The 26,942-nt window shown below is 69.9% G+C and carries 16 protein-coding genes; 13 read left to right on the top strand and 3 right to left on the bottom strand.

Annotated elements, in window-relative coordinates; genetic code table 11:
* Positions 1-25: 25 nt before the first annotated feature.
* On the bottom strand, positions 26-916 hold the full coding sequence (locus ND747_RS06000; protein ID WP_251732457.1) for an ABC transporter ATP-binding protein: 891 nt from the start codon (positions 914-916) through the stop codon (positions 26-28).
* 253 nt (positions 917-1,169) lie between these two features.
* On the opposite strand from ND747_RS06000, the gene ND747_RS05995 reads away from it, so the two are divergent.
* The 7 genes from ND747_RS05995 to ND747_RS05965 all read left to right on the top strand — a co-directional run bounded on the left by ND747_RS05995 (position 1,170) and on the right by ND747_RS05965 (position 7,066).
* Entirely contained in the window at positions 1,170-1,967 is a 798-nt protein-coding gene (locus ND747_RS05995; RefSeq protein ID WP_251732456.1) for an enoyl-CoA hydratase/isomerase family protein, read from the top strand.
* Between the two features lie 516 nt (positions 1,968-2,483).
* A complete protein-coding gene (locus ND747_RS05990) occupies positions 2,484-3,023 on the top strand; it encodes an RNA polymerase sigma factor (RefSeq protein WP_374216156.1) in 540 nt (179 codons plus the stop codon).
* The gene (locus ND747_RS05985) at positions 3,020-3,784 is read left to right on the top strand and encodes a Rieske (2Fe-2S) protein (RefSeq protein WP_374216153.1); all 765 of its coding nucleotides are present in this window, start codon (positions 3,020-3,022) and stop codon (positions 3,782-3,784) included. The genes ND747_RS05990 and ND747_RS05985 overlap by 4 nt, the downstream gene beginning before the upstream one ends.
* Positions 3,785-3,966: 182 nt before the next feature.
* A complete protein-coding gene (locus ND747_RS29705) occupies positions 3,967-4,428 on the top strand; it encodes a cupredoxin family copper-binding protein (RefSeq protein ID WP_251732453.1) in 462 nt (153 codons plus the stop codon).
* A gap of 80 nt (positions 4,429-4,508) precedes the next feature.
* Complete coding sequence (locus ND747_RS05975) at positions 4,509-5,429, top strand: metallophosphoesterase (protein WP_285900076.1); 921 nt, start codon at positions 4,509-4,511, stop codon at positions 5,427-5,429.
* Between the two features lie 214 nt (positions 5,430-5,643).
* Positions 5,644-5,997, top strand: coding sequence for a group 1 truncated hemoglobin (locus ND747_RS05970; RefSeq protein ID WP_251732451.1), 354 nt, complete (start codon positions 5,644-5,646; stop codon positions 5,995-5,997).
* 184 nt (positions 5,998-6,181) lie between these two features.
* A complete protein-coding gene (locus tag ND747_RS05965; protein WP_251732450.1) occupies positions 6,182-7,066 on the top strand; it encodes a hypothetical protein in 885 nt (294 codons plus the stop codon).
* Between the two features lie 17 nt (positions 7,067-7,083).
* On the opposite strand, the gene ND747_RS05960 is transcribed toward ND747_RS05965, so the two are convergent.
* Positions 7,084-8,649, bottom strand: coding sequence for a WD40 repeat domain-containing protein (locus tag ND747_RS05960; protein WP_251732449.1), 1,566 nt, complete (start codon positions 8,647-8,649; stop codon positions 7,084-7,086).
* Complete coding sequence (locus tag ND747_RS05955) at positions 8,610-11,873, bottom strand: TIR domain-containing protein (RefSeq protein ID WP_251732448.1); 3,264 nt, start codon at positions 11,871-11,873, stop codon at positions 8,610-8,612. The genes ND747_RS05960 and ND747_RS05955 overlap by 40 nt, the downstream gene beginning before the upstream one ends.
* 212 nt (positions 11,874-12,085) lie before the next feature.
* Between ND747_RS05955 and ND747_RS05950 the strand changes: the two genes are divergently transcribed.
* The 6 genes from ND747_RS05950 to ND747_RS05925 all read left to right on the top strand — a co-directional run bounded on the left by ND747_RS05950 (position 12,086) and on the right by ND747_RS05925 (position 26,773).
* Positions 12,086-13,111 carry a fumarylacetoacetate hydrolase family protein gene (locus ND747_RS05950; protein WP_251732447.1) on the top strand — a complete coding sequence of 342 codons (1,026 nt, stop codon included), beginning with the start codon at positions 12,086-12,088 and terminating at the stop codon, positions 13,109-13,111.
* A 387-nt stretch (positions 13,112-13,498) separates the two neighbouring features.
* The gene (locus ND747_RS05945; protein WP_251732446.1) at positions 13,499-15,295 is read left to right on the top strand and encodes an HNH endonuclease signature motif containing protein; all 1,797 of its coding nucleotides are present in this window, start codon (positions 13,499-13,501) and stop codon (positions 15,293-15,295) included.
* An 813-nt stretch (positions 15,296-16,108) separates the two neighbouring features.
* Complete coding sequence (locus ND747_RS05940) at positions 16,109-19,672, top strand: DEAD/DEAH box helicase (protein ID WP_251732445.1); 3,564 nt, start codon at positions 16,109-16,111, stop codon at positions 19,670-19,672.
* A complete protein-coding gene (locus ND747_RS05935) occupies positions 19,665-20,888 on the top strand; it encodes a hypothetical protein (protein WP_251732444.1) in 1,224 nt (407 codons plus the stop codon). Before ND747_RS05940 ends, ND747_RS05935 begins: the two co-directional genes overlap by 8 nt.
* Before the next feature lie 348 nt (positions 20,889-21,236).
* Positions 21,237-25,472 carry a TIR domain-containing protein gene (locus tag ND747_RS05930; protein ID WP_251732443.1) on the top strand — a complete coding sequence of 1,412 codons (4,236 nt, stop codon included), beginning with the start codon at positions 21,237-21,239 and terminating at the stop codon, positions 25,470-25,472.
* A complete protein-coding gene (locus ND747_RS05925; RefSeq protein ID WP_251732442.1) occupies positions 25,469-26,773 on the top strand; it encodes an extracellular solute-binding protein in 1,305 nt (434 codons plus the stop codon). The genes ND747_RS05930 and ND747_RS05925 overlap by 4 nt, the downstream gene beginning before the upstream one ends.
* Positions 26,774-26,942: the final 169 nt, after the last annotated feature.

Genomic DNA, 26,942 nt, shown 5'->3' with positions numbered 1-26,942 from the left:
ATCGGTGCGGCGCACCCGATCGGTGTCAGCGCGGTCGCCTGCGGGCGCGGGCGCTCCAGCGGCCGTCGTCGTGGCGGACGTCGATGGGATGCCCGAAGCAGGCGGTGATGGCCGCCGAGGTGATCGTCGTGTGCACCGCGCCGGCACCGGTCAGCTGCCCGGCCCCCAGCAGGGCGGCGTGTGTGATCGCGGTGGGTAGTTCCTCCAGGTGGTGGGTGACGAGGATGCAGGCCAGGTCGGGGTCTGTTCGGGGCAGTGCGTCGAGGGTTTCCAGCAGTTGCTCCCGGGCCGCGATGTCCAGGCCGGTGGCCGGCTCGTCCAGCAACAACAGCCGCGGACGGCAGAGCAGGGCGCGGGCGACCAGGACCCGGCCGCGTTCGCCCTGGGACAGAGTCGGCCAGCGGTCGTCACTGCGGGCCGCAAGGCCGAGTGCACCGATCAGCTGGTCTGCCTCGGCCGTCTCGTCGGGGCCGGGCCGCCAGCGGGGCGGGGTTTCGACCGAGCCGGTCAGCCCGGTCAGGACAACGTCGCGCACCCGCAGCGGCGAGCGCAGCGGATGGCGGGGGTTCACATGCCCGATGACCCGGCGCAGCCGCTGCAGCTCGACCCGGCCAAGTTGCTCACCCAGGACCTCCACCGTGCCACTGCTGGGATGCGCCACCGCACCGCACAGGCTCAGCAGGGTGCTCTTGCCCGCCCCGTTGGGGCCGATCAGCGCCCAGAACTCCCCGGGACGCACGGTCATCGAGACGTCACGCAGGATCTGCCGGCCCGCGCGCCACAACGAGACCGCACGCAGTTCGAGCACGGGCGCAGGCCCGGCCGCCGACGCGGCCCGCGCAGCCGACGCGGCCCGCGCAGCCGGCAACGGGTCGGCCGCCAGCACGTCGGCCGGGACGGAATTCGCGACTCTCATTGCATCACGATGACCGATCGCCGCGGCCGCGTGCGTGCAGGCCCGCCACCGGTCGGCACCGCGTTCAGGCCGAAGGCCACCCGGTGGGCGAGGGGAACCCGTCCCTCGCCGAACGTCGCCGAACGTCGCCGGACGGGAGGACGCAGTGATCCTACTGCGTTCGGCCGGTGAACGCGGTAGGACTCCATCAGTGGCACGTCCGGCCCTGCCTGCGCCGCATGAGCTTGACCGGGGTGTCGAGAGGAGCTCTGTCATGAAGGACGACCTCGGGGCCGCGGGGCTGCGCTTCGAGCGCGACGGCGTGATCGGCTGGTGTGTGATCGACCGTCCGGCCGCCCGCAACGCGCTGACCCCGGCCATGTACTTCGGCATCCGCCGGGCGGTCGGGCTGGTCAACTCCGATCCCGACCTCGCCGCCCTCATCATCACCGGTACCGGGGACGTCTTCGCTCCCGGAGGCGATCTGGGCGCTCGCTCCGAGCCCGGTGACACACCCGTTCCCGACTTCCTCGGGTCAGACCTGCTGCCGTTCCTGACCATCCGGGACAGCCCGGCGCCGGTCATCTCCGCGGTCAACGGCATCTGTCAGGGTGGCGGACTGCTGATCGCGATGTTGTCGGACATCGCCGTGGTCAGCGACCGAGCGACCTTCCGGGTCCCGGAACTGCTGCGGGGCATCACCGACGCCACCTATGCGGCGGTCCTGCCCGCCCACGTCGGGCTCGCCGTCGCCCGCGACCTGCTGTTGTCGGCCCGCCGGTTCGACGCGGCCGAGGCGCAGCGGCTCGGCGTGATCAGCCGGGTCGTGCCGCACGACCAGCTGCGCGAGGCGGCCCTGCAGGCGGCCGGGGAGGTCCTGCAGACAGCTCCGGAGGCTCGTCTGCAGGTCAAGCGCATGCTCAACGAACGCTACGGGCTCATCGACTACCAGACCATGTACTGGACGCTGTCGCACTCCGCCGAGCCGCGCGAGGGCATGCAGGCCTTCATGGAAAAGCGGGCGCCCAGCTGGGTGCCCGACCAGTTCGCCGACGACCGCACCCGCCGCTGAACACCGCTCGGTGAACGGGGCGCACGGCGGGCCACGCCCGCACGGCGGCCACGGACTCGCGGAAGGTGTCGTGTCCACGACAGAACGCTCCGTGTAACCCCGGGTGCTATTTGCTGGTGTGCGCGAGACATCGAGTGGACCAGTCGGCATGGCGCGTCCGGGGCAGCCCGGATGGCCGGCTCGGCGGACGACACGGGACGGTGGCACCCGGTGCGGGACGGTGCAGGACGTCGGTTCGGGCGCAGGGCGTCCGACATGACGCGTCCGGCGCGTGACCAGCGCGTCACCAGCATCGGGACGGCCCCGCGGCTGCGCATCGTCGGCCCGGCGGACGAGCCGGTCGCCATGGTCGGTGCCGCGCCGACAGCTGATACCGCACCGACAGCTGGTACCGCACCGACAGAGGGCGCCACGGCGGCCGAGGACGGCGGATCGGCGGCGGACAGCGCACCGGCAAGCGCCGCCTACCCGGGCTGGGAGGACATCTACCGCGACAATGCCGATCGCATCTACCGGATGATGTTTGCGAAGGTCGGCAACCGGGCCGATGCCGAGGACCTGACCGCCGAGGTCTTCACGACCGCGCTGCGCCCGCTGCGGATCTCGGCGAGCATCGGGGAGGTCCGCGCCTACCTCAACGCGGTCGCCCGCACCGCCCTGGCCGCGCACTGGCGGCGGACCCTCGGTGTTGCGGTCACCATCCTGGACACCGAGCAGCTGGACGCGGTGGCCGCCGAGTCCATGCGCGACCCGGTGCGGGCCGCGGACAGCCCGAGTGCCGTCCCTCCCCCTGGCCGGGGCACCGGCGGACCTGGCACCGACGAACCTGCTGGCAGCGCAGGACCTGGTTTCGCCGGCGGTTCGACCGCTCAGGCCGAGCAGATCCTCGCGGCGTTGTCACCGCGCTACCAGAGCATCCTGCGGCTACGGTTCCTGGAATCCCGGACGATCCGGGAGGCGGCGGCCGAGCTCGGGGTAAGCGTCGCGAACGCGAAGGTCCTGCAGCACCGGGCCCTGCGCAAGGCGGCACAGGTGACGCAGGTTGGGGGGGCGTGATGCGGCGCGCAACGCACCGTTTCGTCGAGGATCTGCTGCACGGTCGCCGTCCCCGACCGTTCGCCGCCGCCCCCGAGGACGCCGCCGAGCTGCGGGCGGCCATCATCCTGCGGGCGGCCGCCCCCGGCGCGGACGCCCCGGACCCCGGCTTCCTCGCCGATCTGCACCGCCGGCTCGCCGCCACCCTGGACGCCGACCCTCCCACGACCGACAGCACGACCACCAACAGTCCGACCGTGGACAAGGCGACCGTGGACGAGCTGGCCTCCCGGCGTGGTCGGGCGGGGACCCGGCGTCGGTTCGTCGGCGGCGCGTCCGTCGCGGCGGCGGCGGCCACGGTGGGAGGCGCGGTCGGGGCGTTCGTCCAGCGCACAGTCGGTTCCGCGGACACCACGCCACCACCGGACACCGAGGCATCGACGCTGATGCCCGCCACCGCCAGCTGGTGGACGGTCACGACCACCCAGGACCTGCCCGAGGGGGGCGTGCGCGCCTTCGACCTGGGCACGGTGAGCGGCTTTGTCCGCCGCAGCGGCGGCCAGGTGCGCGCCGTGTCCGGTGTATGCACCCATCAGGGCTGCCAGCTCTCCCTGGACGCGGCGGCCAGCCGACTGAACTGCCCCTGCCACCGGACCAGTTTCGCGATTACCGGCGAGGTGGTGCATTCTCAGTTGCGCACCCCACCACGGACGCTACCGGAAATTCAGGTGCGTGAACTGTCGGGTGTCGTACAGGTGTATGCACCACCCCGTTCGGTGTGACAGTGAATACATTCGCGCCGACGCCCCGGTGTAACCCGCCGCCTTATTGAGAAGTGAGGAGTCCGCACCGGAGCGGACCATGACAGCCAAGGCCCAACCGGGGCCGGAACGGTTCTGTGGTGAACAATCAGTCTCTTGTCCGGTGGCGACGTGCACCTTTTTCCGGGGCCATTCTGGTGACGGTGGCGCTCACTGTCCTCGCCGCCTGCGGATCGTCCGGAAACAACACCGCCGCCGCGGCCCCGCCGCCGGCCGCCAGCGCACCCGCCGACGGTGGCGGAGCCGCGGCGGCCGCTCCCTCGCCGGGGATGCCGACGTCGGGTACATCAATGCCGGGAATGCAGATGCCCGCCGGTGCCGGCGCCGCCGGTCCCGGGGCACAGGCGCCCGTGACGGGAACCGCCATCGACATCAAGAACTTCGCGTTCTCCCCGGCGAACCTGACCGTACGGGTCGGCACCACGGTCACCTGGACGAACCGGGACTCGGACGCGCACACCGTCGTCAGCTCCAACGGTCCGCTGCATTCACCGACTCTGGACACCGGCGACACCTACCGCTACACCTTCACGAAGGCCGGGACCTACTCGTACCTGTGCTCGATCCACCCGTTCATGCTCGCCACCGTGCAGGTGACCGCGTGAGCGAGCAGCCAACGCCCGAGCAGCCAACGTCCGAGCAGCCAACGTCCGACCAGCCGGATTCCGGGCAGGCCGGCCCTGGCATGTCGCGGCGACGGCTCGCCCGGCATGCCGCCTGGTTCGGTGCGGCGGTGGCGCTGACGGTCGTCGGCGGCGAGGTGACCCGCCACGTTGTGGACGACGATCACGGGGGCGGCGCCGCAGCGGCCGCCACGCCGAGCGCGGACATCCGGTTCGTGCAGGTCAGCGACAGTCATCTGGGGTTCCGCGGAACCGCGAACCCGGACGTCACCACCTCCTTCCAGCGGGCGGTCAACCAGGTCAACACGCTGCCGTACCGGCCGGACTTCGTCGTGCACACCGGCGACATCAGCCATCTGTCCACCCCGGCGCAGTTCGACCAGGCCAAGCAGATGATGTCCGCGCTGCGCACCGGTGCCGTCTACACGGTGCCCGGCGAGCACGACTCCGTCGACGACGGTGGACGTGCCTATCTGGCCACCTTCGGCGCCGGTACCCGTGGCCAGGGCTGGTACAGCTTCGACCTGCGCGGCGTGCATTTCCTGTCGCTGGTGAACACGTTCACCCTGGAGGCACTCGGCCACCTCGGCGCCGAGCAGATCGAGTTCGTCCGCAAGGACGTCGCCGGCCTGTCCGCCGACACACCGATCGTCGTGTTCAGCCACATTCCCCTGTTCGCCATGTACCCGAAATGGGGCTGGGGCACCGACGACGCCGCAGCCGTCCTGAGTCAGCTCAGCCGGTTTTCCTCGGTGACCTGCCTGAACGGCCACGTCCACCAGCTGTTCACCAAACGGGAGGGCAACGTCACCTTTCACAGTGCGACCACAACCGCCTATCCTCTGCCTCGTCCCGGGGAGGGTCCCGCGCCCACACCGGTGACCCTGCCACCGGGAAAACTCGCCGGCGCCCTCGGCATTCGCGAGGTCACCTACCAACCGGCCAACCCCGCCCTTACCATCACCGACGCCCGACTCGCCTGAATCCCCGCCTGAGCGCTGACAAGGGTGGTGGACCATCGGTGCCATGCCGACGCCGACACCGTGGAAAACAAGCCAGGCGGCCCTCGGGCCGCCGGCCTTCCTTCCCGGAGGTGCGGACTTCCGGCACCTTTCCCGTCCGACCGCCCGCGGGTTGAGTAGAGCCGTGGCCCATCCCCGGTCAGGCCGGGCCTCTACTGCGAAAGCGAGTCCTTCGATGAGCTCCTACGAAAAGATCGGCGGTGCGAAGGCCGTCGAGGCCGCCGTCGACGACTTCTACGTCCGGATCACGGCCGACCCGCAGCTCGCCCCCTTCTTCGCCGGCAAGGACATTCCCAGCCTCAAGGCCCACCAGCGGGCGTTCATCTCCGCCGCAATCGGCGGTCCGGAGACCTACTCCGGCCGGGTCATCCCCGCCGTCCACGCCCCCCTGAAAATCAACAACGCCCAGTTCGACGCGGTGGTGAACCACCTGCTCGCCGCCCTGTCCGGCCTCGGCGTCCCCGCCCCCACCGCCGGCGACATCGGCGCCGCCCTGGCCCCCCTGCGCGCGGAGATCGTCACCGCCTGACCGCAGGGCGACCGCACGCAACGCACCACGCCAGGCCACGCCACAGCTGCCCGGGTCGGGCCAGGCCATCACCCGACCCGGGCTCGCGGCCGTGCTCGGTCCCATTCCGAAGCCGCCGATGACCGTCGCCACCACAATGTCATTGCTGTGCGACAATCCGGCGACATCGGCTTCGGGGGGCTCCATGGCAGTGCGTCGGTTCGGCATCACCGCATGGGCGGCACTGTCCGTCCTGTCGGTCGGTCTGCTCGCCGCCGCCTGCGACGGATCATCCGGGTCGGATGCGGCAGCCACAAACAGCACCGCGCAGGCATCGCCCTCCGGTGGCGGCCGGACCACCTCGGTCGGCTCAACCGGTTCGGCGGGCGCCGGTGAGGCCGAGCTGATCCACGAGGCCAGCGGTACCCGGTTCGACTGCCCGCCGCTGCAGCGCAACCCACGCATCCCCGCCGACGTCACCTGCGTCAACGTCGCCGTGAGCGACCTCGACGGCGACAGCCGGCCCGACCGTCTGCTCGTCTACGAGCGCACTCCACCCGGCGGCCAGCGCACCCTGCTCGCCCGTGCGATCCTCGCCACCGGCCAGGAGTCAGAGGTACCGCTGGACAGCCAGCTGGAGGCGGGCGACGCCCTGCACCCCACGATCCTGCAGACCGTGGACCTCAACGGCGAACCCGGCAACGAGGCCCTGGTCGCCGTCGGCTACGGCGCCTCGACTGCCGATGCCGAAGTCCTCACCGTCGTCAACAGCCGTCTGAGCTCCGTCCAGGACGACACCGGTGCCCGTTTCCCCCTGCTGATCGGCGCCTCCGCCGCAGGCGGCGACGGCTACCGCTGCGTCTCCCACCAGAACTCGACGAAGCCGTCCCTGCTGGTCAACCGGGTCGAGGTTGACGGCGCCGCGGGCACCTGGAACGTCACGAAGATCCTCTACGACTGGCACGGCTCCCGCCTGACCGAACTCCGGCAGTCCACCGCCCAGCATTCCGGCCAGCCCTCCGAAGCCCAGCTCAACGCCCTCTCCTATGGTGCCCTCACCTGCACCAAGCCCTATCCCGGGCAACAGTGACGTGATCTGTGTAGCTGTCACAGTCTCCCCGCCGCGGAAAAATCACCGTCTACCATCCCAGGAACAGGTTCGTCGACGGAGAGACGACGGACGGACGGGTCAATCCGCTCGATTTCCCCTGACTCGATCCGGTTCAGGCCGATCGACCACCACAGGCGGCCACCGGGGTCTCCGTCCAGTTTGTACGAACCATCGGGCAGCAGGATGGCCGAGGTGTTCTCGTCGAACAGGGTGAGGGTGGCCAGGCGTCGGGGAACAGCACCGTACTCGTGTTCCCCGGGGATACTCCAGATCTGGATGCAGCCGTCCTCCCCGCCACTGGCCAGCCGCCGTCCGTCCGGACTGAACGCGAGTGTGGTCACACCGCCGGGATGATCCGCGCACTCCCACAGCAGCTCGCCGGTCGACGAATTCCACAGCCGCACGCGCCCCGCGCCGGACTCAACGCCCTGGTCCCCGGTCGCCAGCATGCGTGCACGCGGGTGAAACGTGACGCTGAAAACAGTGCCGTCATGGCCATGAATCTGCCGTACCATCCGCATGAGACCGATATCCCACAGTAATACCCGGCTGTCCGACACCGACTTTCCGGCTGCCTTCGCCACGGTGCAGAGCATGCCCCCGTCGGGACTGAACGCCATCTCCGCCACCTCTGCCGCGGGCACCTCCATCTTCACCGGTTCGACCCAAACATTCCCATGGGGCCAGAAGTGGATCCGCGCCGACTGCGACGGGGCCCTGTCGGCCACGGCGTAGGCGAGGGTGCGGCCGTCCGGACTGAAGGCGAGCGCGCTGACATCGCCCCCAGCGATATCCACGAACCCCGCGGACTTCGTTCCGTCCGGCAGCCGACGGTGGACCTCTACCCGAGCGCGTGGGCCAGAAAGTGGCCGTACGGCGGTCGCAACCAGTACACCGCTCCGATCGAAGGTCACCGCGGTGATCTCGGCGACCGCCTTTGACTCACGATAACCGGTCGCGAACCTCCAGTCCGGAAGGGCGACTGAAACGCGGACCTCGACCTGTCCGACGGACATCTGCCGTCGCCTTGCGATGGCGACACAGACGGACAGGTCTCGTGGATCAAAATCCAGCACCTGACCAGGGTGAAAGGGCTCCTCCGACACGAGAAGATCACCTGAGGTTGGTTTCTCCCTGCGTCGCAGAGTTTCACTTTTCCACCGAGATGCCCGCCACTGCACACCGGCGGAATCCCGATTTCCAATGCTGTAGCTTACCGCGAACTGCCGACCGTCTCCGCTGAATCGCACGACGGAGACACGCGGAAACAGGCTGCGCCGGAAGACCCCCGCCTCCCGGCCCGAAGACACATCTAGAGAACGTATCCCATCGAAGGATCCGGCAACCAGCCGCCGACCCGTCGGGGCGAATTCGAGGACGTTCGGCGGCCGCCAGCCAAATTCCTTGTTGTCACTGCTCCACAGCCGGCGTCCGCTACCCATATCAGTCACAATGATTGATCCCTGACGAAACTGATCGGCACCGAGGAGCCGCCGGACGATTCCGCCGCTATCTGCACTTGCTAATAGCGCACCATCCGACCCCAGAGCCAGCACCGCCACCTCACCGACGTGACCGGTGATCTCATGCCATTTTTTCGCTGCGGCTCGATCAATGACTTTCCAGCTACCTCGGCGTACCGCAGATCACCATGGGCGCCTTCGCCCACCCTCGCGGCTGCCAGCAGCAGGCGAGGCCGACCAGCCCTGTCCGGGGTCAAATCGAACGTGTGTAGTTCATAGGCCGCGCCAACGAAAGGCGGGTCAACCATCCGCGTCCCGGCGGCAGCAGGAATTCCCCTCAGGGCCGACCCTGGCGCCGCTATCCGCATTGTGCCGGCAGCTGAACTCGCCTGGCTGCGGTCAAGTCGCGTGCCGCCCGGGACCGACCAGCCATCGGACGAGCCGTACGAATGCACGCCGATGACACTGCCGCCATCCGCGGCGAAGGCGAGCGAACGTAACCAAAGCGGACCGTGGGCGAGCACTCTGAGCGGCTGCAACGTCGTTGTGTCGTGCAGCACCACCGAGCACTCCCCCTGGACCGAGGTCCACAGGGCGGCCAGCACTCGGCCGTCAGGACCGTGGACGAGCGACGAGACGTGGCTTCTCGGTGGCATCCACTGCGGAAGTGCCGGATCTCGGCCCACCACCGCCGCGGCGGCAAGTTCGGGGGATCCTGCGGCTGCCTCGTCCAGATCAGCCTCGATGAGCAGTGCGCCAGTCCAGCGGCTGCCGGCCAGGAGCGTCCCGGACAGCCGTACCCGGGTCAGTCGGACGTCACGCAGGTCGGCCCCGGAAAGGTCGGCCCCGGAAAGGTCGAGATCGTGGCAGCGCAGGCCGGCCAGGTTCGCGCCACGAAGATTCGCCGACCGCAGATCCCGGACGGACAGGTCCTCGCCGCGCAGGTCCTGGCCGGACAGGTCGGATCCGATTCCCGGCAGGCCGAGCCGCCGGGCGATCCGGAACAGGTTCTCCTGTACCTGTGGGTGAAATGGCTTGGCATTCCCGCTGAGAGCTGTCCGTACCCTGACGGCGAGCCGGTTGCCGTCCGCAACAGTCACCAGAAAGTCGATGACAAGGGCTGACATCGACCGGGCGCCGAGCAGCACACCGTCGACGGCCGTGCTGTCGATCCGCCGGGCCGTTTCGACGGCCACCAGGTATTCGAGGACCGATCGGTGGACGAACTGGAATCGGTCGTCCTCGTTACGGACGAGGAGGCTGCCTGATCCGACCGCGAAGACAGCCTGCCGCGGGCCGAGTTTTGTCGCGCTGAGATCAGCCACGTCCTGGCGCACGCTGGCGGCGAGTCCGTCGAGATCGGTCGAGTCCTCTCCTGACAGCCACAGGTGCAGGGCCAGACCCCGGACAGCGTCGAAGAGCTGGCGTCGGCCGCGTTCCTGGTCGCTGCGCGGCGATGGCCAGCGCCGCCTGGCCTCGTAATCGAGCCATTGCCACAGCAGCAGGTCATAGAGGTCGGCGGAGTTGATCCGACCGTCGCCGTCCCGGGCAGCGCGCAGTTCACGCTCGTCCAGCTCGGCGATGAAGGACAACATCCGCGGGTTCTCCGACAGCCCGAGAAGGTCACGGATATTGCTGATCAGGTCAAACCTGAGTTCCGCCTGTCGACGTGCTGCGGCCAGAACAGCCGCAGAATCCATCACTGGTGCACGTGATCCGACGTGCGGCTGTCCCGCCAGGTCTGTGCCGGACAGCTGATCCGCGGCGAGCCGACGAGCCAGCAGACGGGTGAGGAACGCGCGGATGCGCGCCTCGTCGAAACCCTCGAGGCGCACAGTACGGCTGCCGGCAATACGGTGGACGCGGTCACCAAGCGCGGTGCGCCACTGGTCATCGCTGGCGAAGTGCTGGGTGCGACTGGTCAGCACGATCTTGGCCCGGCCGGAGACAGCCGAGGCAATCATCGCCAGATGATCGGCGGCCCGGTCGAAGGTCACCCGCATTGCCAACTCGTCGAACCCGTCGAACAGCAGCACGATCTGCCCTCGGTCGAGCATCCGTCGGACCGCGCGAACGCTCACCCCGTCCTGGCCGGACTTGGCCAGGTGCAGGGCGAGCAGGTCATCGATGCTCTGGCTCTTCTCGAGGTCCCGCAGCTCGACCAGCATCGGCACCGTCCGGGGCAGCTCTCCCGGCAGTCTGCGGGCCAGCTCGCGCAACAGAAAGCTCTTCCCGTGCCCGAAATCGCCTAAAACCAATAGAAAACGGGCGGGGATGGCATCCAACCAGTCGACCAAGGCGGCGCACAGATCCTCGCCGCGGGGCGGGTCGTCCCACCCTGGAGCGTCTGGCCCGTCAAGCTGGACGTAGCGCTGCGCGACGTAGAGATCTGCCGGGTAGACCGGGTCCTGCTCGAGGCACTCCCGCTGGCGGGTCAGATAGTCCGCCGGATCCCACCGGCCCTCGTAGGACGCCAGGCTGTGGACGAGGATGCCGCTACGCCTGCCCAGCCGGGCGAGATCCGCCGAGGGTGACACATCCGCGCAGACAAAATCGGACTCGGCGAGCTGTTCGAACGCCTCGTACCGACGATGCACCAGCTCGCGGAAGGCAGTCAAGGTTGCCGCGTCGAGTGGCCGGCCCGCGAGGACACCTACCGCCCACTGACGACGCTGGTCGCCCGCGCCGTCATCGACGTCCAGATAGGGCACCGGTTCCGCGTCCGGCACCGGCCGAACCACAGCCGTGGGATGTCGAGTGGCCACGGCCGCCGCCACCCGATCAAGCAGCGCAGACGGTTCGCCAACCCCGGGGAACAGCGGTGAGCTACCCATACCAGGACCGGCGCCCGGGAAAGCCGGGGACGCCGATGGCCAGTGACCGCCACCGAGGTGGGCGGCTCGCATCCGTCGCCGAAGCTGGTCACGAGCCTCGTCTTCATCCAGGTCGAACAGATCGATATGGACGATCTGCTGCAGCAGGCCGCCGAGGTCGACCTGCTCCACCCGCACCGGGACAACGCGACGCTCCCCTGGTCTATACACGCTGCGCCATTCGACACCCACCCAGCCCGAGGCCAGCGACTCGCCGGAAACGACCAGGACCAGGTGGTCGACGGTTTCCAGGCGGGTGTGCATCCAGGCGACGAAGTCGTCGCCGGCGACCACATCCCAGAGCTGGATATCAACGTGCCAGCCGTCGCTGCGCAACTCCCAGCCGATCCAGCTGGCCCAGCGCTCGTCCACCTGCGTATACGAGACGAACACCCGCCCGACCGGCTCGCCATCGTTGTTGCTGTTGGTACTGCTACTCCCCCGAGTCACGCCCTGATGATGGCACTGTCGCACTCCGGCATGAGCGTCGCCCAGTGGTCACCGCGAAACGAGTGGAGTAACGCGATACGGCGCGGTTACTCGGATGGGAGCCGAGGACCCGATCTCTGGGTAGGGTACGCCGCGTGTTGGCGGCGCAGGCGCCGGGCACTCGACACGTTCCACCTGCAGATGCCAGACCTGGTTCCGAAAGGCTGTGGTGCATGCGGTTCACAGGTGTACGCGAGGGGCGGCGGGTCCTGGTCGGCCTGATGCTGGAAGCCGTTACGCCGGATCCGGAAAGTGCCTCCACCGGGTCCCGCGCGCCCGCGGCTGGCGCTGCGACGGCCGGTGGCCGGGTGGCGTTGCTGGCCGAGGTGGACGACTTCTACGCCGACCTCGCGACGTGGTCCCGCACCGCACGGCGAATCGTCGCCGCACAGGGCTATCCCTCCCAGTCGCAAAGGCCGATATCCGACCCGCTGGCAGCGGACGCCCCGCAGAAAACGACGGATGGCGTTCGAACAGCGACGGACGACGTGCGGGCAGCGGCAGCCGAGATGCGGACGATGAGCGAGGTGGATCTTGTGCCGGCCGCACGGGCGGGGGCACGGGTGCTTGGGATGGGGCTCAACTACCACGATCATGCTGTTGAGACGGGGCTGGCGGTACCGAAGTATCCGCCGCTGTTTGCTCGGTGGACGGCGTCGTTGTGCGTCGACGGGACACCGGTGCCTGTCCCACCGGGCGAGCGGGGGCTGGACTGGGAGGGCGAGCTCGCGGTGGTGGTCGGTGCCCCGCTCACCGATGTGGACGAGGCGACTGCCGCGGCATCGGTGTTCGGGTACGCCGTGTTCAACGACCTGAGCGCGCGGCGGGCCCAGGGATCCTCGGCACAGTGGACGCTCGGGAAGAACGCCGACCGTAGCGGGCCGATCGGTCCGGTGGTCACGGCGGACGAGGTCGGCGATCCGGGGGCGGGACTGCGGCTGGTCACCACGGTCAACGGCGAGATCGTCCAGGACGGCAACACCAGCAACATGATCTTCTCGATCGGCCAGATCCTCTCCTTTGTCAGCCGGACGCTCACCCTCAACCCCGGCGACATCCTGATCACCGGCACCCCTGCCGGCGTCGGCTACACCCGAACCCCACCCCGTTACCTCCATCCCGGCGACACCGTCGAAGTCACCATCGACCGCCTCGGCACGATCCGCACTCCCGTCGTCGACTCCACCCACCGCCCCTGACCGGTGTTGCTGCACCTTCCGTACCGACCCGACGCCGATCTAGCACCGATCTCGCACCGATCTCGCACCGATCTCAAGCAACCTCTCGCGCTGCTTTCACGGCGGTCTCCGTTCGGCCTGGTGCCACCCCGGCGCTACCTCACAGCGGCCTGGCGACAGTCGGCAAAGCGCCGGTAGTCAGGCACGTTGCGGCGTCAGGTCTCCAGCGTTCGCCTTTCGAGCAGGGCCACCACCTCAACGCCGGCCGACAGACGCGATCCGTCACGGACCAGGCTGCGCGGAACCAGCGCCCCAGAGCCAAGGATCTCGGAGCTCCCTTGAGCTTGACCTCTCGATGCGGTCGCCGCATATCTCCAGGAAGGATGATGCGACGTCTAGCCCGTTCGGATGGCACGTTTTCCACAGGGCCACTTCTCCACAGGAGGCGAACGCACGTTCGACATCAGGCGCGTGATGCGCTATCGTTCGATCATGCTCATTCATCCGAATGAAGCTGCCAGCCCTGAACCGCCTGGTGGCCCCACCGAAGGCCCTTCCTTCCGCGAAGAGACCGACTCCTCCTCCCATTCCTTCACGCATACTTCACGGGGCGTGAGCGACGGCTTCTCTTTCTCTGGCTACGACGACTCTCCTGGCCTGCCGCACGAGTTTCCCGCAACGGCGGGCGCCGCCTTCCACGAAGATCTCCCCAAGGCAGCAGAGGAGCCGATCGAAAGTTCCGCCGCCGGCAGAAGCAGCCCGTTCGAGGATGCCTGCGGCGGTGGCCTCTCGGAGGCGGAGAGTCTGCTGGGCTCGTTGGACTCAGTAGTGGAGAGGCTGCTGGACTCGGACACGTGGCGCTGGTCGACGGATGATGTCACCGAGGCGATCTGCACGCTGCGCGATCTGGAGGCGCGGCTGGCTGCGGTACGCAGTCAGGTCCTGCTCGAAGCAGAATCACGGGGTCTGGCGAAGAGCGCCGGTGCGGTTGATCTGGCGCAGTGGCTGGCGGGCCGGATGCTCATGCCTCAGTTCGAAGCCGTCAAGTGGGTCACCCTTGCACAGCAGTTGTTCGCCGGCCCTTACCTGGCCACCGGCGAAGCGCTGGCCGCCGCGCAGATCAGCGAGGACCATGCTCGGGTGATCTGCGCGGGGATGGAGGCTCTACCCGAAGAGGTGCCCGCCCAGGTCCGGGAACGCGCGCAGGCGCGTCTGCTGGAAAACGCCCAGCAGCTCGACCACGTCCAGCTGAAGAAGGCTGCGATCCGACTCCGCGAGCAGCTCACCCAGGTAGATCGCTCCCCCGGCGGCGACGATCCACACGAGGACAGTCGCACCGGCGAGCACTCCAGATCCCGCCGCAACGCAAAGAACAACAAGGACAGCGCAGACGCCGGGGCTGGCGACTCCGACGACGACGGGAACACGTCCGTCGGATCGGGGCGGCAGCAAGATCCGCATGCAGCACGGCAGCTGAATTTTTTCGACACCCCGGAAGGCACCACGCAGATCCGCGGGGAGCTCGATGCCGAAGGTGCCGCTCTGCTACGTACAGCCCTGGATGCGCTGTCTGCCCCGGCACCAGCCAAGGACGGGCGGCGTGACCCGCGCAGCCCTGCCCGCCGCAGGGCGGACGCGCTGGTCGAGTTCGTCCGCCATGCTCTGTCCGCCGACGTCGGCCCGGCCGCCGGCGGCACCCGGCCACATCTGAGTGTCGTCATCGGTTGGGACACGCTTCTCGGTAACGGAAACGAGCCTGGGATGACCGACTGGGGCCTCCCGCTGCCCCTCGAAGTCATCCGTCGGATCGCCTGCGATGCCCAGGTCAGCCGGATTGTCCTCGGTCCCGACAGCGTCCCACTGGACGTCGGCCGGACAGAAAGAATTGTTCCGGCACATATTCGCCGGACACTGGTTTCCAGGGATAATTGCTGCGCTTTCCCATACTGCGATCGTCCGTCGTCGTGGTGCTCCGCACATCATGTGCGTCATTGGGTCGATGGCGGGGCTACGAGTCTTGACAATCTTGTCCTGCTTTGCGATCAGCACCATAGTCAGGTGCATCGCGAGAAATGGCAGATCGTCATGGATGAGGATCGTCGCCCCTCGTTCATCCCGCCCACTTTCATAGATCCGCAGCGTCGCCCTCGACGCAATCCCTACTCGCTGCCGATCCCGGATCTGTTCAGCGCGACAACAAGCTGAATCCTCGTTCTTCTTGCAAAGCATTCTGGGTAATGCCCGTCCAGGCACCGGCAGGAGAACACCAGCCAGTCGAGCAGGAGCAGCGCAGCCGGGCAGGCCTTGACCGGTCGTCTCTGCGACCGCCCTGGCCAGTAAGCAGACCTGGCATGGCACGACGCTGCGGACAGTCAGGCATGGCTGGCCGGCTGACCACCCGCGGCAGCGCGGACAGCGCAGGAACTGGGCATCGGTCAAGAGGCTGGCGCCGGTCGAACTGACAGCGGCAGCGGTGACAGAAAAGACCGGTGACAGAGACGGCGGACAGGCGGTGGCAGGGACGGCGGTCACGACAGCAGCGGTAACAGAGATGACAGCGGCGTGGGCGAACGACAGTGACAGGGACAGCGGTGGCGCTGGTGACAGAGATGAACATGACGCCAGGTGGTGACGACCGTACAGAAACGAACGGGGTGCACGTGAGCGGTGCAGGACGGATGGCGGTGACAGAGATGAACGTGAGGCGAACGGGCCTCGGTGGGTATCCGAGGCAGGTTGGGGCCCTGAGGGCAGCGGGCTGTGCAGGTAGGGTGGCCGGCGGAGGTAGCGACTCGCATGCTCGTACTCCATGCACTGTCCGGCCCAGACGGTCCGTGGCTGTGGGCCGAGGACCCAGATCCATCGCTGTCGGACGCCCGGGTTCAGGTGCGACCTCGAGGTGGGGCACGACGCCGCGGCCAGGGGCGAGACCCTGAGCAGGGCCATCCCTTCGCGGCCTGTCTGACCGCGATTCTCGGTTTGGATGTACTGGGCCACCGGTCGTCAGCCCCAGCCGCCGTGAGCGTCGACGCACTGTTGCCGAGTCAGGACGGTGGTCCGCTGCCGTCGCCCATCCTTGCCGGACTCCGTGCCGACGCCAGCACCAGCACGGACGTCGGTGGCGACGCGCATCTCGAGGCGTCCGCCCAGGTGACGTTGCGCGCGTGGCGGGTGGTAGTCGTCCGTCCGGATCTGACGGCCGCCCCGCACGTGTTGCGGGAGGGTGGTGCCGGCTGGGTTCCGGGTGCATCACTGCGGTACCTGGCCGAGGTCTGTGCCTTCGCGGAGGACCTGGTCGACCGCGGTCGCGTCCTGCCCGACGTGGTACTGGCCCCGGACGGGCCCGAGGCCCGCTGGACACCAGTTCTCGCCGGCCCCGACCTGCGTCACTACGCCGGCCTTTGCAAAGCCATGCCTCCCGCGTTTCGTGCGATGGAGGCACGGCCTGAGCCACGGGCAGCATCGAGGCCGCGGGGGGCGCCGAGAGCGGAGGCCACGCCGAAGGCAGGAACAACGCCGGAGGCAGGGGCGAGGGCATCGGGGACAGGGAGGACGGCGCACGTCGCCATGGCACCGGACGATGCACTGCGCACAGCCCTGGCCGCAGCCGTAGACGCACGGGCCCGCCAGCGCATCGCCGCCGCCGAACCGAGCACCAGCACCAGCACCAGCACCAGCACCAGCACCAGCACCAGCACCAGCACCAGCACCAGCACCACATCCGATGACGCCAGCTCTGACATTGCAACTCCCGACAGCACAACACACGACAGCGCCAGACCTGGCAGCGCCGCACTCGGCGGCGCCATGCCGAACGGCGCGGCACCCGACGGCACCACACAGCGCAGCGTCGCGGCCGACGGCACTGCACCTGACGGGACTGCACCTGACAGCACGGCATCCGGCGGTCTCGAGTCGCCGGGCACCGCGTCCGGCCGCATGCCGGTCGAGGGTGCCGGGATCGAGACGGACGAGGTCAGCCGGCGGTGGGTGTCCGCGCTGGGAGGCGATCCGCGGTTCGGCGGGCCAGCAGACGAGGTGCGCAGGCTCGCCGCTGTGGTTGCGGACTGGCGGGCTCGGGGCGCCGTGGCGCCGGCCGTCGTCACCTGTTTCCGGTTGCACGAGCCGAAGGACGCGGCCAATCCCGAAGCCGGGTGGCGGGTCGAGTTTCTGCTGCGGCCGGCGTCCGAGCCGAGTCTGCTGGTCGATGCCGACCGGGTCTGGGACGGTCGTGCCGACCGGCTTGCCGTGTGGCCGGTGCATCCGCAGGACACACTGTTGGCCGCGCTGGGACGGGCCGCCGCCGTCTGGCCGCCGGTACGGCGCGCGCTGCTCGAGGCCAAGCCGTCCGCGCTGCAGCTGGACGTCACCGAGGCCTATGCGTTCCTGCAGGCCGCGGACGACCTGGAGCAGGCCGGCTTCGAAGTGCTCGTGCCGACCCGTTGGCGCCGGCCGGCCCGGGTGGGGCTCGCGTTGAACCTGCGAGCAGTGAACCCGGTGGTGGCGAGTGTGCGGGACGCGGCGATGAGCCTGGACGAGATGGTCGACTTCCGCTGGGAGGTATCACTCGGCGACCAGCGCCTCAGCCGCGCCGAACTCGCCGAGCTTGCTGCGGCGAAGGTGCCGTTGGTGCAGGTCCGCGGCCGATGGACTCGTCTGGACCCGACCCTGCTGGCCGCCGGACTCGACCGCACCCGGCGCGCGTCGAGCAGAACATCGACAGCGGGAACCCCGTCCGCCGGAATGATGACGGCCCGCGAGGCCCTGCGCCAGGTCGGCCTCCACCTCGGCACCGGCGCCCGCACCGAACTCGACGGCGTCACCAGGTCGGACGGCGACGGACTGAACGACCCGGCCGGTACCAGGGGGCAGGGTGGGGTCAGGGACCAGGGCGCAGACAGAGGCCCGGGCAAAGGCAGGGGCTGGCGCGAAGGCGGGAGCTGGGGCAAAGGCGGGAGCTGGGGCAACGATGGGAGCTGGGGCAAAGATGGGAGCTGGGGCGAAGGCGGCGGTGGGGATGACCTCGACGTCGTGGTGCAGGCCGATGGCTGGCTCGGCGCGCTGTTGGACGGATCGCTTGCCGCAGGCAGTTCGGCCGGCGGCACGGCGAACGATGTGGTCGAGTTCGTCGACGTGCCGGCGGGGCTGGCGGTGACGTTGCGGCCCTACCAGCGCCGCGGGCTGGCGTGGCTTGCCTTTCTGGACCGGCTCGAAGTCGGGGCGCTGCTTGCCGACGACATGGGGCTCGGCAAGACCGTCCAGGTGCTGGCCCTCGAACTGCACACCCGCCAGGCGGGCTCTCGGGCGCCGACGTTGGTGGTGTGTCCGACGTCCGTGGTGGGGCACTGGGCGGATGAGGCGGCACGGGCGGCGCCGGGGCTGCGGGTGCTTGTCCATCATGGCGCCGAACGGGCGCGGGGGGCCGAGCTTGCCCGCCACGTCGGCGCGCACGACCTGGTGATCAGCAGCTACGCGGTCGTGCGGCGGGACACGGCCAGCCTGGCCGCGATCGGGTGGGACCGGATCGTCCTCGACGAGGCGCAGCAGATCAAGAACAGTGGCACCCAGCTTGCCCAGGCGGTGCGCCGGCTACCGGCGCGCCACCGGGTGGCGCTCACCGGCACGCCGGTGGAGAACCGGCTCGCCGACCTGTGGTCGATCATGGATGTGCTCAACCCCGGGCTGCTCGGCAGTGCCTCGCGGTTTCGCGCCCGCTATGGCGTGCCGATCGAACGGTACGACGATGCGGACGCGGCGCAGCGGCTGCGGGCCCGGGTCCGTCCGGTGTTGTTGCGCCGGTTGAAATCGAACCCGGCAGTGCTCGCCGACCTACCCGAACGCACCGAGCTGCGCGAACTGTGCACCCTCACCGCCGAGCAGGTCTCGTTGTACCGAGCCGTCCTCGACGACATGCTCGACCGGCTCGCCGACACCTCGCCGACCCGGCGCAAGGGCGTGGTCCTCACCGCGATGACCCGACTCAAGCAGGTGTGCAACCATCCGGCGCACCTGTTGGACGATGCCTCCGCGCTGCCCGGGCGCTCCGGCAAACTCGCGCGGATCGAGGAGGTGCTCGACCAGATCGTCGCCGCCGGAGAGCGGGCGTTGTGCTTCACCCAGTACGCCCGGTTCGGCACCATGCTCGCGCCGTACCTGGCCGAACGCCATGGCGTCGACGTCACGTTCCTGCACGGCGGCACCCCGCGCCGCGACCGCGACGCGATGGTCGAACGGTTCCAGCACGGCCGCGGCCCGGGGATCTTCCTGCTGTCGCTGCGCGCCGGCGGGACGGGCCTGACCTTGACCGCCGCCAACCACGTCCTGCACCTGGACCGCTGGTGGAACCCGGCCACCGAGGCGCAGGCCACCGACCGGGCCCATCGGATCGGCCAACGCCGCAGCATCCAGGTCCGCACGTTCGTCTGCATGGGAACCCTCGAGGAGCGCGTCGACCGGATGCTCGCCGACAAGACCGCCCTGGCCAGGACGATGATCGGCAACGGCGAGTCATGGCTGGCCACCCTGTCCGCCGCCGAGCTACGCGACCTGTGCACCCTCGCCCCCGAAGCCCTCGATGTGTGACCAGCCGCCGCACGACACGGCCGGGTCCACCGCCGCCGCGCCGAACGCCGCAACCACCGCTCCTGCCAGCGCAACCGGTTCTGGCACAGGCACAGGCACCCTCTCCCGATCGCTGTGGTCGCGGCGGCTGCTCGCCCTGGTCGAGGATCTCGGTATGACCGCGGCGCTGCGCGACGGACGCCGCCTGGACCGCACCGGTGCCGTCCTCGACCTGCGCCGGACGGGCAACCTGGTGGTTGCCCGGGTCCGCCATCCCGACGGGGATGTCCCTCCGGGCCCCGTGACCCGCGCAAGCTCCGTGACCCGCGCAGATCCCGTGGCCAGCGCAGGCTCCGGGGGGCGGGCTGGCTCCGGGGGGCGGGCTGGACCTGGGGCGGAGCGGGCAGCGCCCGAGATCCACAAGGCGCGGCTTGCGGTCCGTACGTTCACCGGCGGTGACTGGGCCCGGATCGAACGGGCCCTGGCCAGCCGGGCCAGTTATGCAGCGTCGCTGCTTGTCGGGATCGTTCCCCCGGACATCGACCGGCTGTTCACCGCGCTCGGCCTGTCCCCGCTGCCGACCGGCGCGGACGACCTGGCGATGGACTGCACCTGCACCGACTGGCAGCGCCCGTGCGCCCACCTGGCCGCGGCCTGCCACGCCCTGGCCCGCCACCTCGACCACGACCCGTTCGAGCTGCTTGCCCTGCGTGGACGCGAACGCGACGTCCTGCTTGACAGTCTGCGCGCCTACCGCTCCGTCCCCGTGTCGCTGCCCGACGACGGCACGGTGGCCCACGACGGCACGGTGGCCGACGACGGCACGGTGGCCGACGAGAATCTGATGCCCGACGTCGGCCGGGTGGCCATCAGGGGCAAGCTGCCCGGTAGGACAGGCGGCAGGGCAGCCGACGCAGCTGGGACGGACATCGGCCTACCCCTCGATCTCGCGGCCTTCTGGACCGCCCCGGCTGGCCTGCCGCCACATCTCGACATCGAGCAGGCAGCCGAGATGTCTACCTCGCCGGCGCCATCGGACCCATCGGACCCATCGGACCCATCGGTGCGCTCCACTCTGCTCGACCGGTGCGGCCCGCTGGACGCCCGCGTGCGCGGCACGACCAACCTCGACGCCGCTGCCGTCGCGGACCCGACGAGCCCGGACCTACGGACGCTGCTCCAACCGGCCTACCTGGCTTTCGCCAGCCGACGACGGCAACACCGACCAGACCGCTGACCCGACCCGACCAGACCGCCGACCCGACCAGACCAGACCAGACCGCCGACCCGACCCGACCGCTGACCCGGTCGCTGCGTGGCTCCACGGGGGCACCGGGACGATCTCCAAAGGCCAGATCGGGACACCCTTCCGGTGCGGATCGCGAATATCGGGAGTCACCGAGGCCTGATAGGCATCACGCCGAGGCCCGGTCGAGGTTTCCCAGGCGCCTTTCCGAACAACCCTCGGCCGGAGGCGTCGTAGCACGGAGGTTGAGGAAATCCGGCATTTTGCTCTCTGTGCCAACGGGATCCACGATACCCTCCGCTGCCGGGCATTGGCGATTCCGGCGCGGAGGGGGTGCCGATGGCGCGGGTGTTCATCAGTTATGCCCGGCCGGACGCCGCCGTCGGCGAGTCGATACGCCGGAGGATGTCCGATGCCGGGCATCACGTGTTCCTCGACGTCGACGAGGACCGGGGTGTGATCATCGGCGAGGAGTGGGAAAAGCGGCTTTACCAGGAACTACGGGCTGCCGACGCGCTGGTCGCCGTGATCACGTCCCGATATGCAGCTTCGAGCTGGTGTCTGGCGGAGGTGGCTGTCGCCCGTTCGCGCGAGGTGGTTTTACTCCCGCTGCTCGTCGAGCCGGGGGTGACGCTGCCGCTGTTGAGCTCGCTGCACTATCTGGACTATGCCGCCGACCCACAACGGGCGGTGGGAGCCGTCCTCGACGCACTGGTACGGATCGGTCTGGGCAGCGGCCGCGGCTGGGCCGACGGGCGAAATCCCTATCCCGGTCTCGAGCCGTTCTCGGATGACCGGCGGGCGGTGTTCTTCGGCCGGGAGGATGACACTCAGCGGGTACTCGGTTCCCTCGCCGCCGGTGCCGGCGGGAAAGGCGTCAGCGAACAGAGCCCGATACTGCTCATCACCGGGCAGTCCGGGGTGGGCAAGTCATCCCTGCTGCGCGCCGGGGTGCGGCCGTCGATTCTGGACCAGCCGCGCTGGCGAGCGCTGCCGGTGTTCGCGCCCGGAGACGATCCCATCGAGGCGCTGACAACCGCGTTTCTCACCACGTCGCACCGGCTGAACCTCGGCTGGCGCCGCGAGGACGTACGGGCCCGGCTGCGGGACGGGCGGAACCTGCACGGGCTCGTCGGAGAGATTCTCGCCGCCCCACCCGCCACGGACCATCTTCTGCTCCCGATCGACCAGTTCGAGGAACTGCTTGTCACCACCTCCGTCCCCCGGCGCACGCGGTTCGCCCGGCTGCTCGTCGAGACCTGCGCGTCCGAGCTGTCATCGAGTCGCCGGCTGCACATCGTCGCGACGTTACGATCCGAATACGAGCAGCTGTTGCGCGACGATCCGGCGCTGTGCGCCCTGCCCGTCGCCCACTACAAACTCGAAGCGCTGTCCAGCACGGCGCTGCGCACCGTGATCGAGGGTCCGGCCCGGGAGGCGGGCCTGCAGATCGACAACGGGCTGCTGTCGCGCATGGTGGCTGACACCGAGGTCGGCACGGCCCTCCCGCTGCTGGCCTTCACGTTGTGGAAACTCGCGGCGGACCTGCACCGCGGTGACCACATCACGCGCGGGGCCTACCAGGACCTTGGCGGGGTTCATGGCACGATCGCGGGCCAGGCCGACCAGGCGCTCACCGCGGCCTCCCAGCCGGACACGGTCACCGAGGAGCAGGTGATCGCCAGTCTGCTGCGGTTGGTCTCCATGGACGAGGCCGGCACGGCGACCCGCGGCAGGGTGGAACTGGCCGCACTCGGCCCGGCCCATCAGGCCCGGCTCGCGCCGTTCGTCCGCCAGCGCCTGGTGATTACCGACGTCGTCGACGACCGCACGGTGGTCAGAATCGCCCACGACGCGTTCCTGACCGCCTGGCCGCCGCTTGCCCAGCAGATCGGGGCGCAGCTGGACGTGTTGCGCAGTCGCAGCCAGATCGAACGCGACGCGCGGTACTGGCGCGAGGCGGGCCGGCCGACGTCGCTGCTGTGGACGCGCCTGCAGCTACGGTCCTATCTCGACCGCGGGGCCCTGCGGGTGGGCCCGGCGGCAACGGCCAGGCCGGAACTGAGCGCCGACGCGGCGGAGTTCCTGCGCGCGGGCGTGCGCCGGGACCGACGGCTCCGGGCCAGGGTGATGACGGCGCTGGCCGCACTGCTGGTGGCGGCGTTGGCCGCCGCGACCGTCGCCATCGCCTACAGCCGATCGGCGTTGCACGAACGGCGCCTGGCGGTCAGCCGGGGGCTGATCCAGGAGGCGATCACCACCCGCCAGAGTGACCCGCGAGTGTCCCTGCTGCTCAGTATCGAGGCCTATCGGATCGCGCCCACCGTGCAGGCCCGAGGAAACCTGCTCAGTGCCCAGGCGACCTACTACGCCGCCACCCTGGCTGGCGGTACGGATCCGGCGCAGCCCGTGCATGCCGTCGCCTATGCGCGTCCGCAGGTGCACCGGATGGCCACTGCGGGGCATGACGGGGTGGTGCGGGTATGGGACACCACCGACACCCAGCGCCCTGCGCTGGCCGTTCTGCACCATGACACGCCGGTGTACACGGTCGCGTTCAGCCCGGACGGCCGGCGGCTCGCCACCGGCGAGCAGAACGGCACCGTCACCCTGTGGGACGTCGAGGGCCAGCGGCAGCTGCGCCAGAGCGCCATCGCCCGCGAGGCCGTCTACCAGGTGGCGTTCAGCCCGGGCGGCGACCTGCTGGCCGTCGCCACCGGAGACGGCCGGTTGGCGCTGCTGGGGACGTCACGGTTCGAGGTTCGCGCGCAGGCCCGGGTCGGGCCGGGCCCGGTGGAGACGACGGCGTTCAACCGGGACGGGACACTGCTCGCGGCCGCCGGCGCCGACGACACCATCTCGATCTTCCACACTGCCCTGCTGCTCGCAACCGGCCCAGGCGCCGCCGGCCCAGGTACCGCCGGCCCAGGTACCGCCGGCCCAGGTACCGCCGGCATTCGTCCGGAGCCGACGGTGCTCGGCGGCCACACCGGCACGGCGCGCTCGCTGGCGTTCTCTTCCGCCGCCGACGTGCTCGCGGTCGGCAGCGACGACCGGACGGTGCGGCTGTGGGCGGTGGCCGATCTCCGGCGGCCCACCGTGCTCGCGACGTTCGTCGGGCACGCCGGGCCGGTGAACGCCATCGCGTTCGCCCCGGACGGCCGGGAACTCGCCAGTGGAGGTGACGACGGATCGGTGCGGGTCTGGGACGTCGGCGCCCGCGCCGAACTCATCGCTCTCGCCGGGCCGTCCGAATCCGTACTCTCCCTGGCTTTCAGTGCCGACGGGCGCACCCTGGCCGGATCCGGGTCCGACGGGGTCACCGGCCTGTGGCACGTGTCCGGTCCGATCCGGCGCGACCTGCCCCCGATCGCCGGATCGGTGGCGCTGGCCCACAGCACCGCGTCGGCGGACCTGCCGCAGGCCGCTCTGGGCAGCTCAGGCGGGTCAGGAACCTCAGGCGGGCAGCTCGCCGCAACGGCCGGAGCCGATCGCACGATCCGCCTCTGGCAGACCGATCCGCCCGCCTACCTGGGTGCGCTCGATCCGACCTCGCTGCGACCAGTCGCCGCTGCCCTCTCCCCACCAACGGCGCCAGCCCCAGCCACGCCAGTACCAGCCACGCCAGTACCACCAGCGGTGCCAGTGCCACCAGCGGCAGCCTCACCGCTGGCGCCGGCCTCGTCCGACCCGCAGCGCGACGTCGCGTCCGTGGAGGGATCGTGGGCGGCCTATGCGCTGGCCTTCGACCGCGACGGGACCCGGCTGGCCGTGTCGCAGGCGGGCCGGGTCGCCGTCGTCGACCTGCAGGCGCGCGTCACACCGACGGTGCTGATCGATCCGGCGCCGCGCACCGGTATCGAGGCGACCGACGTCGCGGTGAACGCCGTCGACGTCTCGTCGTCCGACGGGCGTCTCGTCATCGGCGGCACGGACAACGCGGTGCGGCTGGGCGATCCGGCCACCGGCCGCCTCGACCAGGTGCTGTACCGACATGAGAGCCCGGTCAACGCCGTGCGGTTCACCCCGGACGGACGCACCGTCGCCAGTGCCAGCGACGACGGCCTGGTCACCCTGCATGACGTGGGGCGCGGCGCGGCAAGGCGGGTCGACCTGCGCGGGCCCGGCCCGATGAAGTCCCTGGCGATCAGCTCCGACGGGCGGCTGCTGGCCAGCGGCTCGGATGACGGCTCGGTAGGGCTGTGGATGATCGACCGCGGGAACGCCGGCCGGCTTCTGCGCACGCTGCGGGGTGGCGACCAGGCAGTCATCTCGATGGCCTTCAGCCCGGACGCCTCCCTCGTCGCCGGGGCCGGCGTCGACGGCTCCATCCGCCTCTGGAACACCCGCACCGGTGCCCTGTACGCCGTGCTGGGTGGCCGCGACGCCAGCGCCGTCGCCTTCAGCGCCGACGGCCACGAGCTCCTCACCACCGACCACGACGGAACGCTGATGACCTGGTGGATCGACCCAGAACGGGTTGTGAGCGCCCTGTGTGCTCCCGGTCGGGCCATGGGCCGGTCGGAATGGGCCCGTTATCTGCCGACCGACGACTACCGTCCGGCCTGCCGATGATCGACCTCCCACCACCCACGCGACGCCGGGTGCTGCAGGGCGCCGCGGCGGGCCTGGGCGTTGGCGTGGGCGGGCTGACCCTCGCCCGGCTGCTGCCCGAGCGAGGAACGTCACACCCCGACCCGGATGTCCGCCACGTCCGCTGGGCGGCCAGTTCCAACGACCAGAACCTCGTCGATTCCCGGCAGGTGCTGATCAGCGCCTTTCAGAAGGCCTATCCGGAGATCACCGTCGAGCTGCGCCTGGTGCCGTTCGGCACCGATGCGGCTCGGGCGGCACTCACCGACCTGGTCAGCGCCGGCGCGGACGGGCCGGACGTCTACCTCGGCGACGTGATCTGGCCGGCCGAGTTCGCCGCGAAGCACCTCGCGATGCCGCTCGACGGGGAGTTCCACCAGGACTTCTGGGCCCGGTTCGACAAGGTGGTGCTGAACGCGTCCCGATGGCAGGAACGGATCTACGCGGTGCCGTACTTCGCCAACCGCAGCGTCCTGTACTACCGGCCGGACCTGCTGCGCCGGGTCCACCGCCCGGTGCCCACCACCTGGGAGGAGCTTGCCGACACCGCGGCCCGCCTGCGCACGGTCGGCCGGATCCCCCATCAGATCGTCTGGCAGGGCGACGCCTATGAGGGCCTGACCTGCGTGTGGACGGAGTTCGCTGCCAGTGCCGGGGGCGGCAGCACCTCGGACGACCAGAGCCGGGCGACGATCGACACACCGCCGTGCACACGTGCGCTGCGGTACCTGCGCTCGATGATCGACCGGGGCCTGGCCCGCCCGGACGTGCCGAGCCTGCGCGAACCGCAGACCACCGAACTGTTCGTCAACGACGAGGTCGCCTTCATGCGCGGCTGGAACACCGCGGACACGGCCCTCGCCACCAGCCCGGAAAAGTACGCCGCGGCGCCGCTGCCGACCTTCGCTGGACGGCCGGCACCCGGGCCTTCCACGATCGGCGGCTGGAGCATGTTCGTGAACCCGCACACCCGTCGTCTTGACGCGGCCCGCACGTTCATCGACTGGATGACCCGCCCGCCGGCCCAGCGCACCCTCTCCCGGTACGGCCAGATGCCGGCGAACGACGGCGTCCTCAGGGACCTGATGATCGACAATGACAGTCCCGTGCTCGACGTGGCCCGCCGGGTCAGCTCGGTGGCCCGCCCCGCCAACACCCCGCACTACCCGGAACTGAGCCGCGCCATCTACACGAACATCCACCGGGCCCTGCTCGGCTCCGTCTCTCCCGAGCAGGCTCTGGCCGACGCTCAACGGGACATCACCACTGCCCTGCGCACCTGATCCGGCCCGGAGATGCACCGCGACCATCCGCACCCGTGGGCCCAGCCGACGCGACCGCGCTCGGACTCGCCCATCGAGCCGGGGCCGTCGCGCGCTGGTTGGCATGGTCGATGGCGGTGACGAGCTCGTCCTTGGTCATCGACGAGCGACCGCGGATGTCGCGTGTGCG

This window comes from Frankia sp. R82 (assembly GCF_023716925.1).
Classification (GTDB): domain Bacteria; phylum Actinomycetota; class Actinomycetes; order Frankiales; family Frankiaceae; genus Frankia.
Note: the sequence above shows the minus strand (reverse complement) of the source record. Positions and strands in the feature narration are given on the sequence as shown.

Excerpts from the sequence above, each read along its gene's own strand:
- ND747_RS06000 (WP_251732457.1), bottom strand. The coding sequence starts at position 916 with ATGAGAGTCGCGAATTCCGTCCCGGCCGACGTGCTGGCGGCCGACCCG.
- ND747_RS05995 (WP_251732456.1), top strand. The coding sequence starts at position 1,170 with ATGAAGGACGACCTCGGGGCCGCGGGGCTGCGCTTCGAGCGCGACGGC.
- ND747_RS05990 (WP_374216156.1), top strand. The coding sequence starts at position 2,484 with ATGATGTTTGCGAAGGTCGGCAACCGGGCCGATGCCGAGGACCTGACC.
- ND747_RS05975 (WP_285900076.1), top strand. The coding sequence starts at position 4,509 with ATGTCGCGGCGACGGCTCGCCCGGCATGCCGCCTGGTTCGGTGCGGCG.
- ND747_RS05970 (WP_251732451.1), top strand. The coding sequence starts at position 5,644 with ATGAGCTCCTACGAAAAGATCGGCGGTGCGAAGGCCGTCGAGGCCGCC.
- ND747_RS05965 (WP_251732450.1), top strand. The coding sequence starts at position 6,182 with ATGGCAGTGCGTCGGTTCGGCATCACCGCATGGGCGGCACTGTCCGTC.
- ND747_RS05950 (WP_251732447.1), top strand. The coding sequence starts at position 12,086 with ATGCGGTTCACAGGTGTACGCGAGGGGCGGCGGGTCCTGGTCGGCCTG.
- ND747_RS05945 (WP_251732446.1), top strand. The coding sequence starts at position 13,499 with ATGGCACGTTTTCCACAGGGCCACTTCTCCACAGGAGGCGAACGCACG.
- ND747_RS05935 (WP_251732444.1), top strand. The coding sequence starts at position 19,665 with ATGTGTGACCAGCCGCCGCACGACACGGCCGGGTCCACCGCCGCCGCG.
- ND747_RS05930 (WP_251732443.1), top strand. The coding sequence starts at position 21,237 with ATGGCGCGGGTGTTCATCAGTTATGCCCGGCCGGACGCCGCCGTCGGC.
- ND747_RS05925 (WP_251732442.1), top strand. The coding sequence starts at position 25,469 with ATGATCGACCTCCCACCACCCACGCGACGCCGGGTGCTGCAGGGCGCC.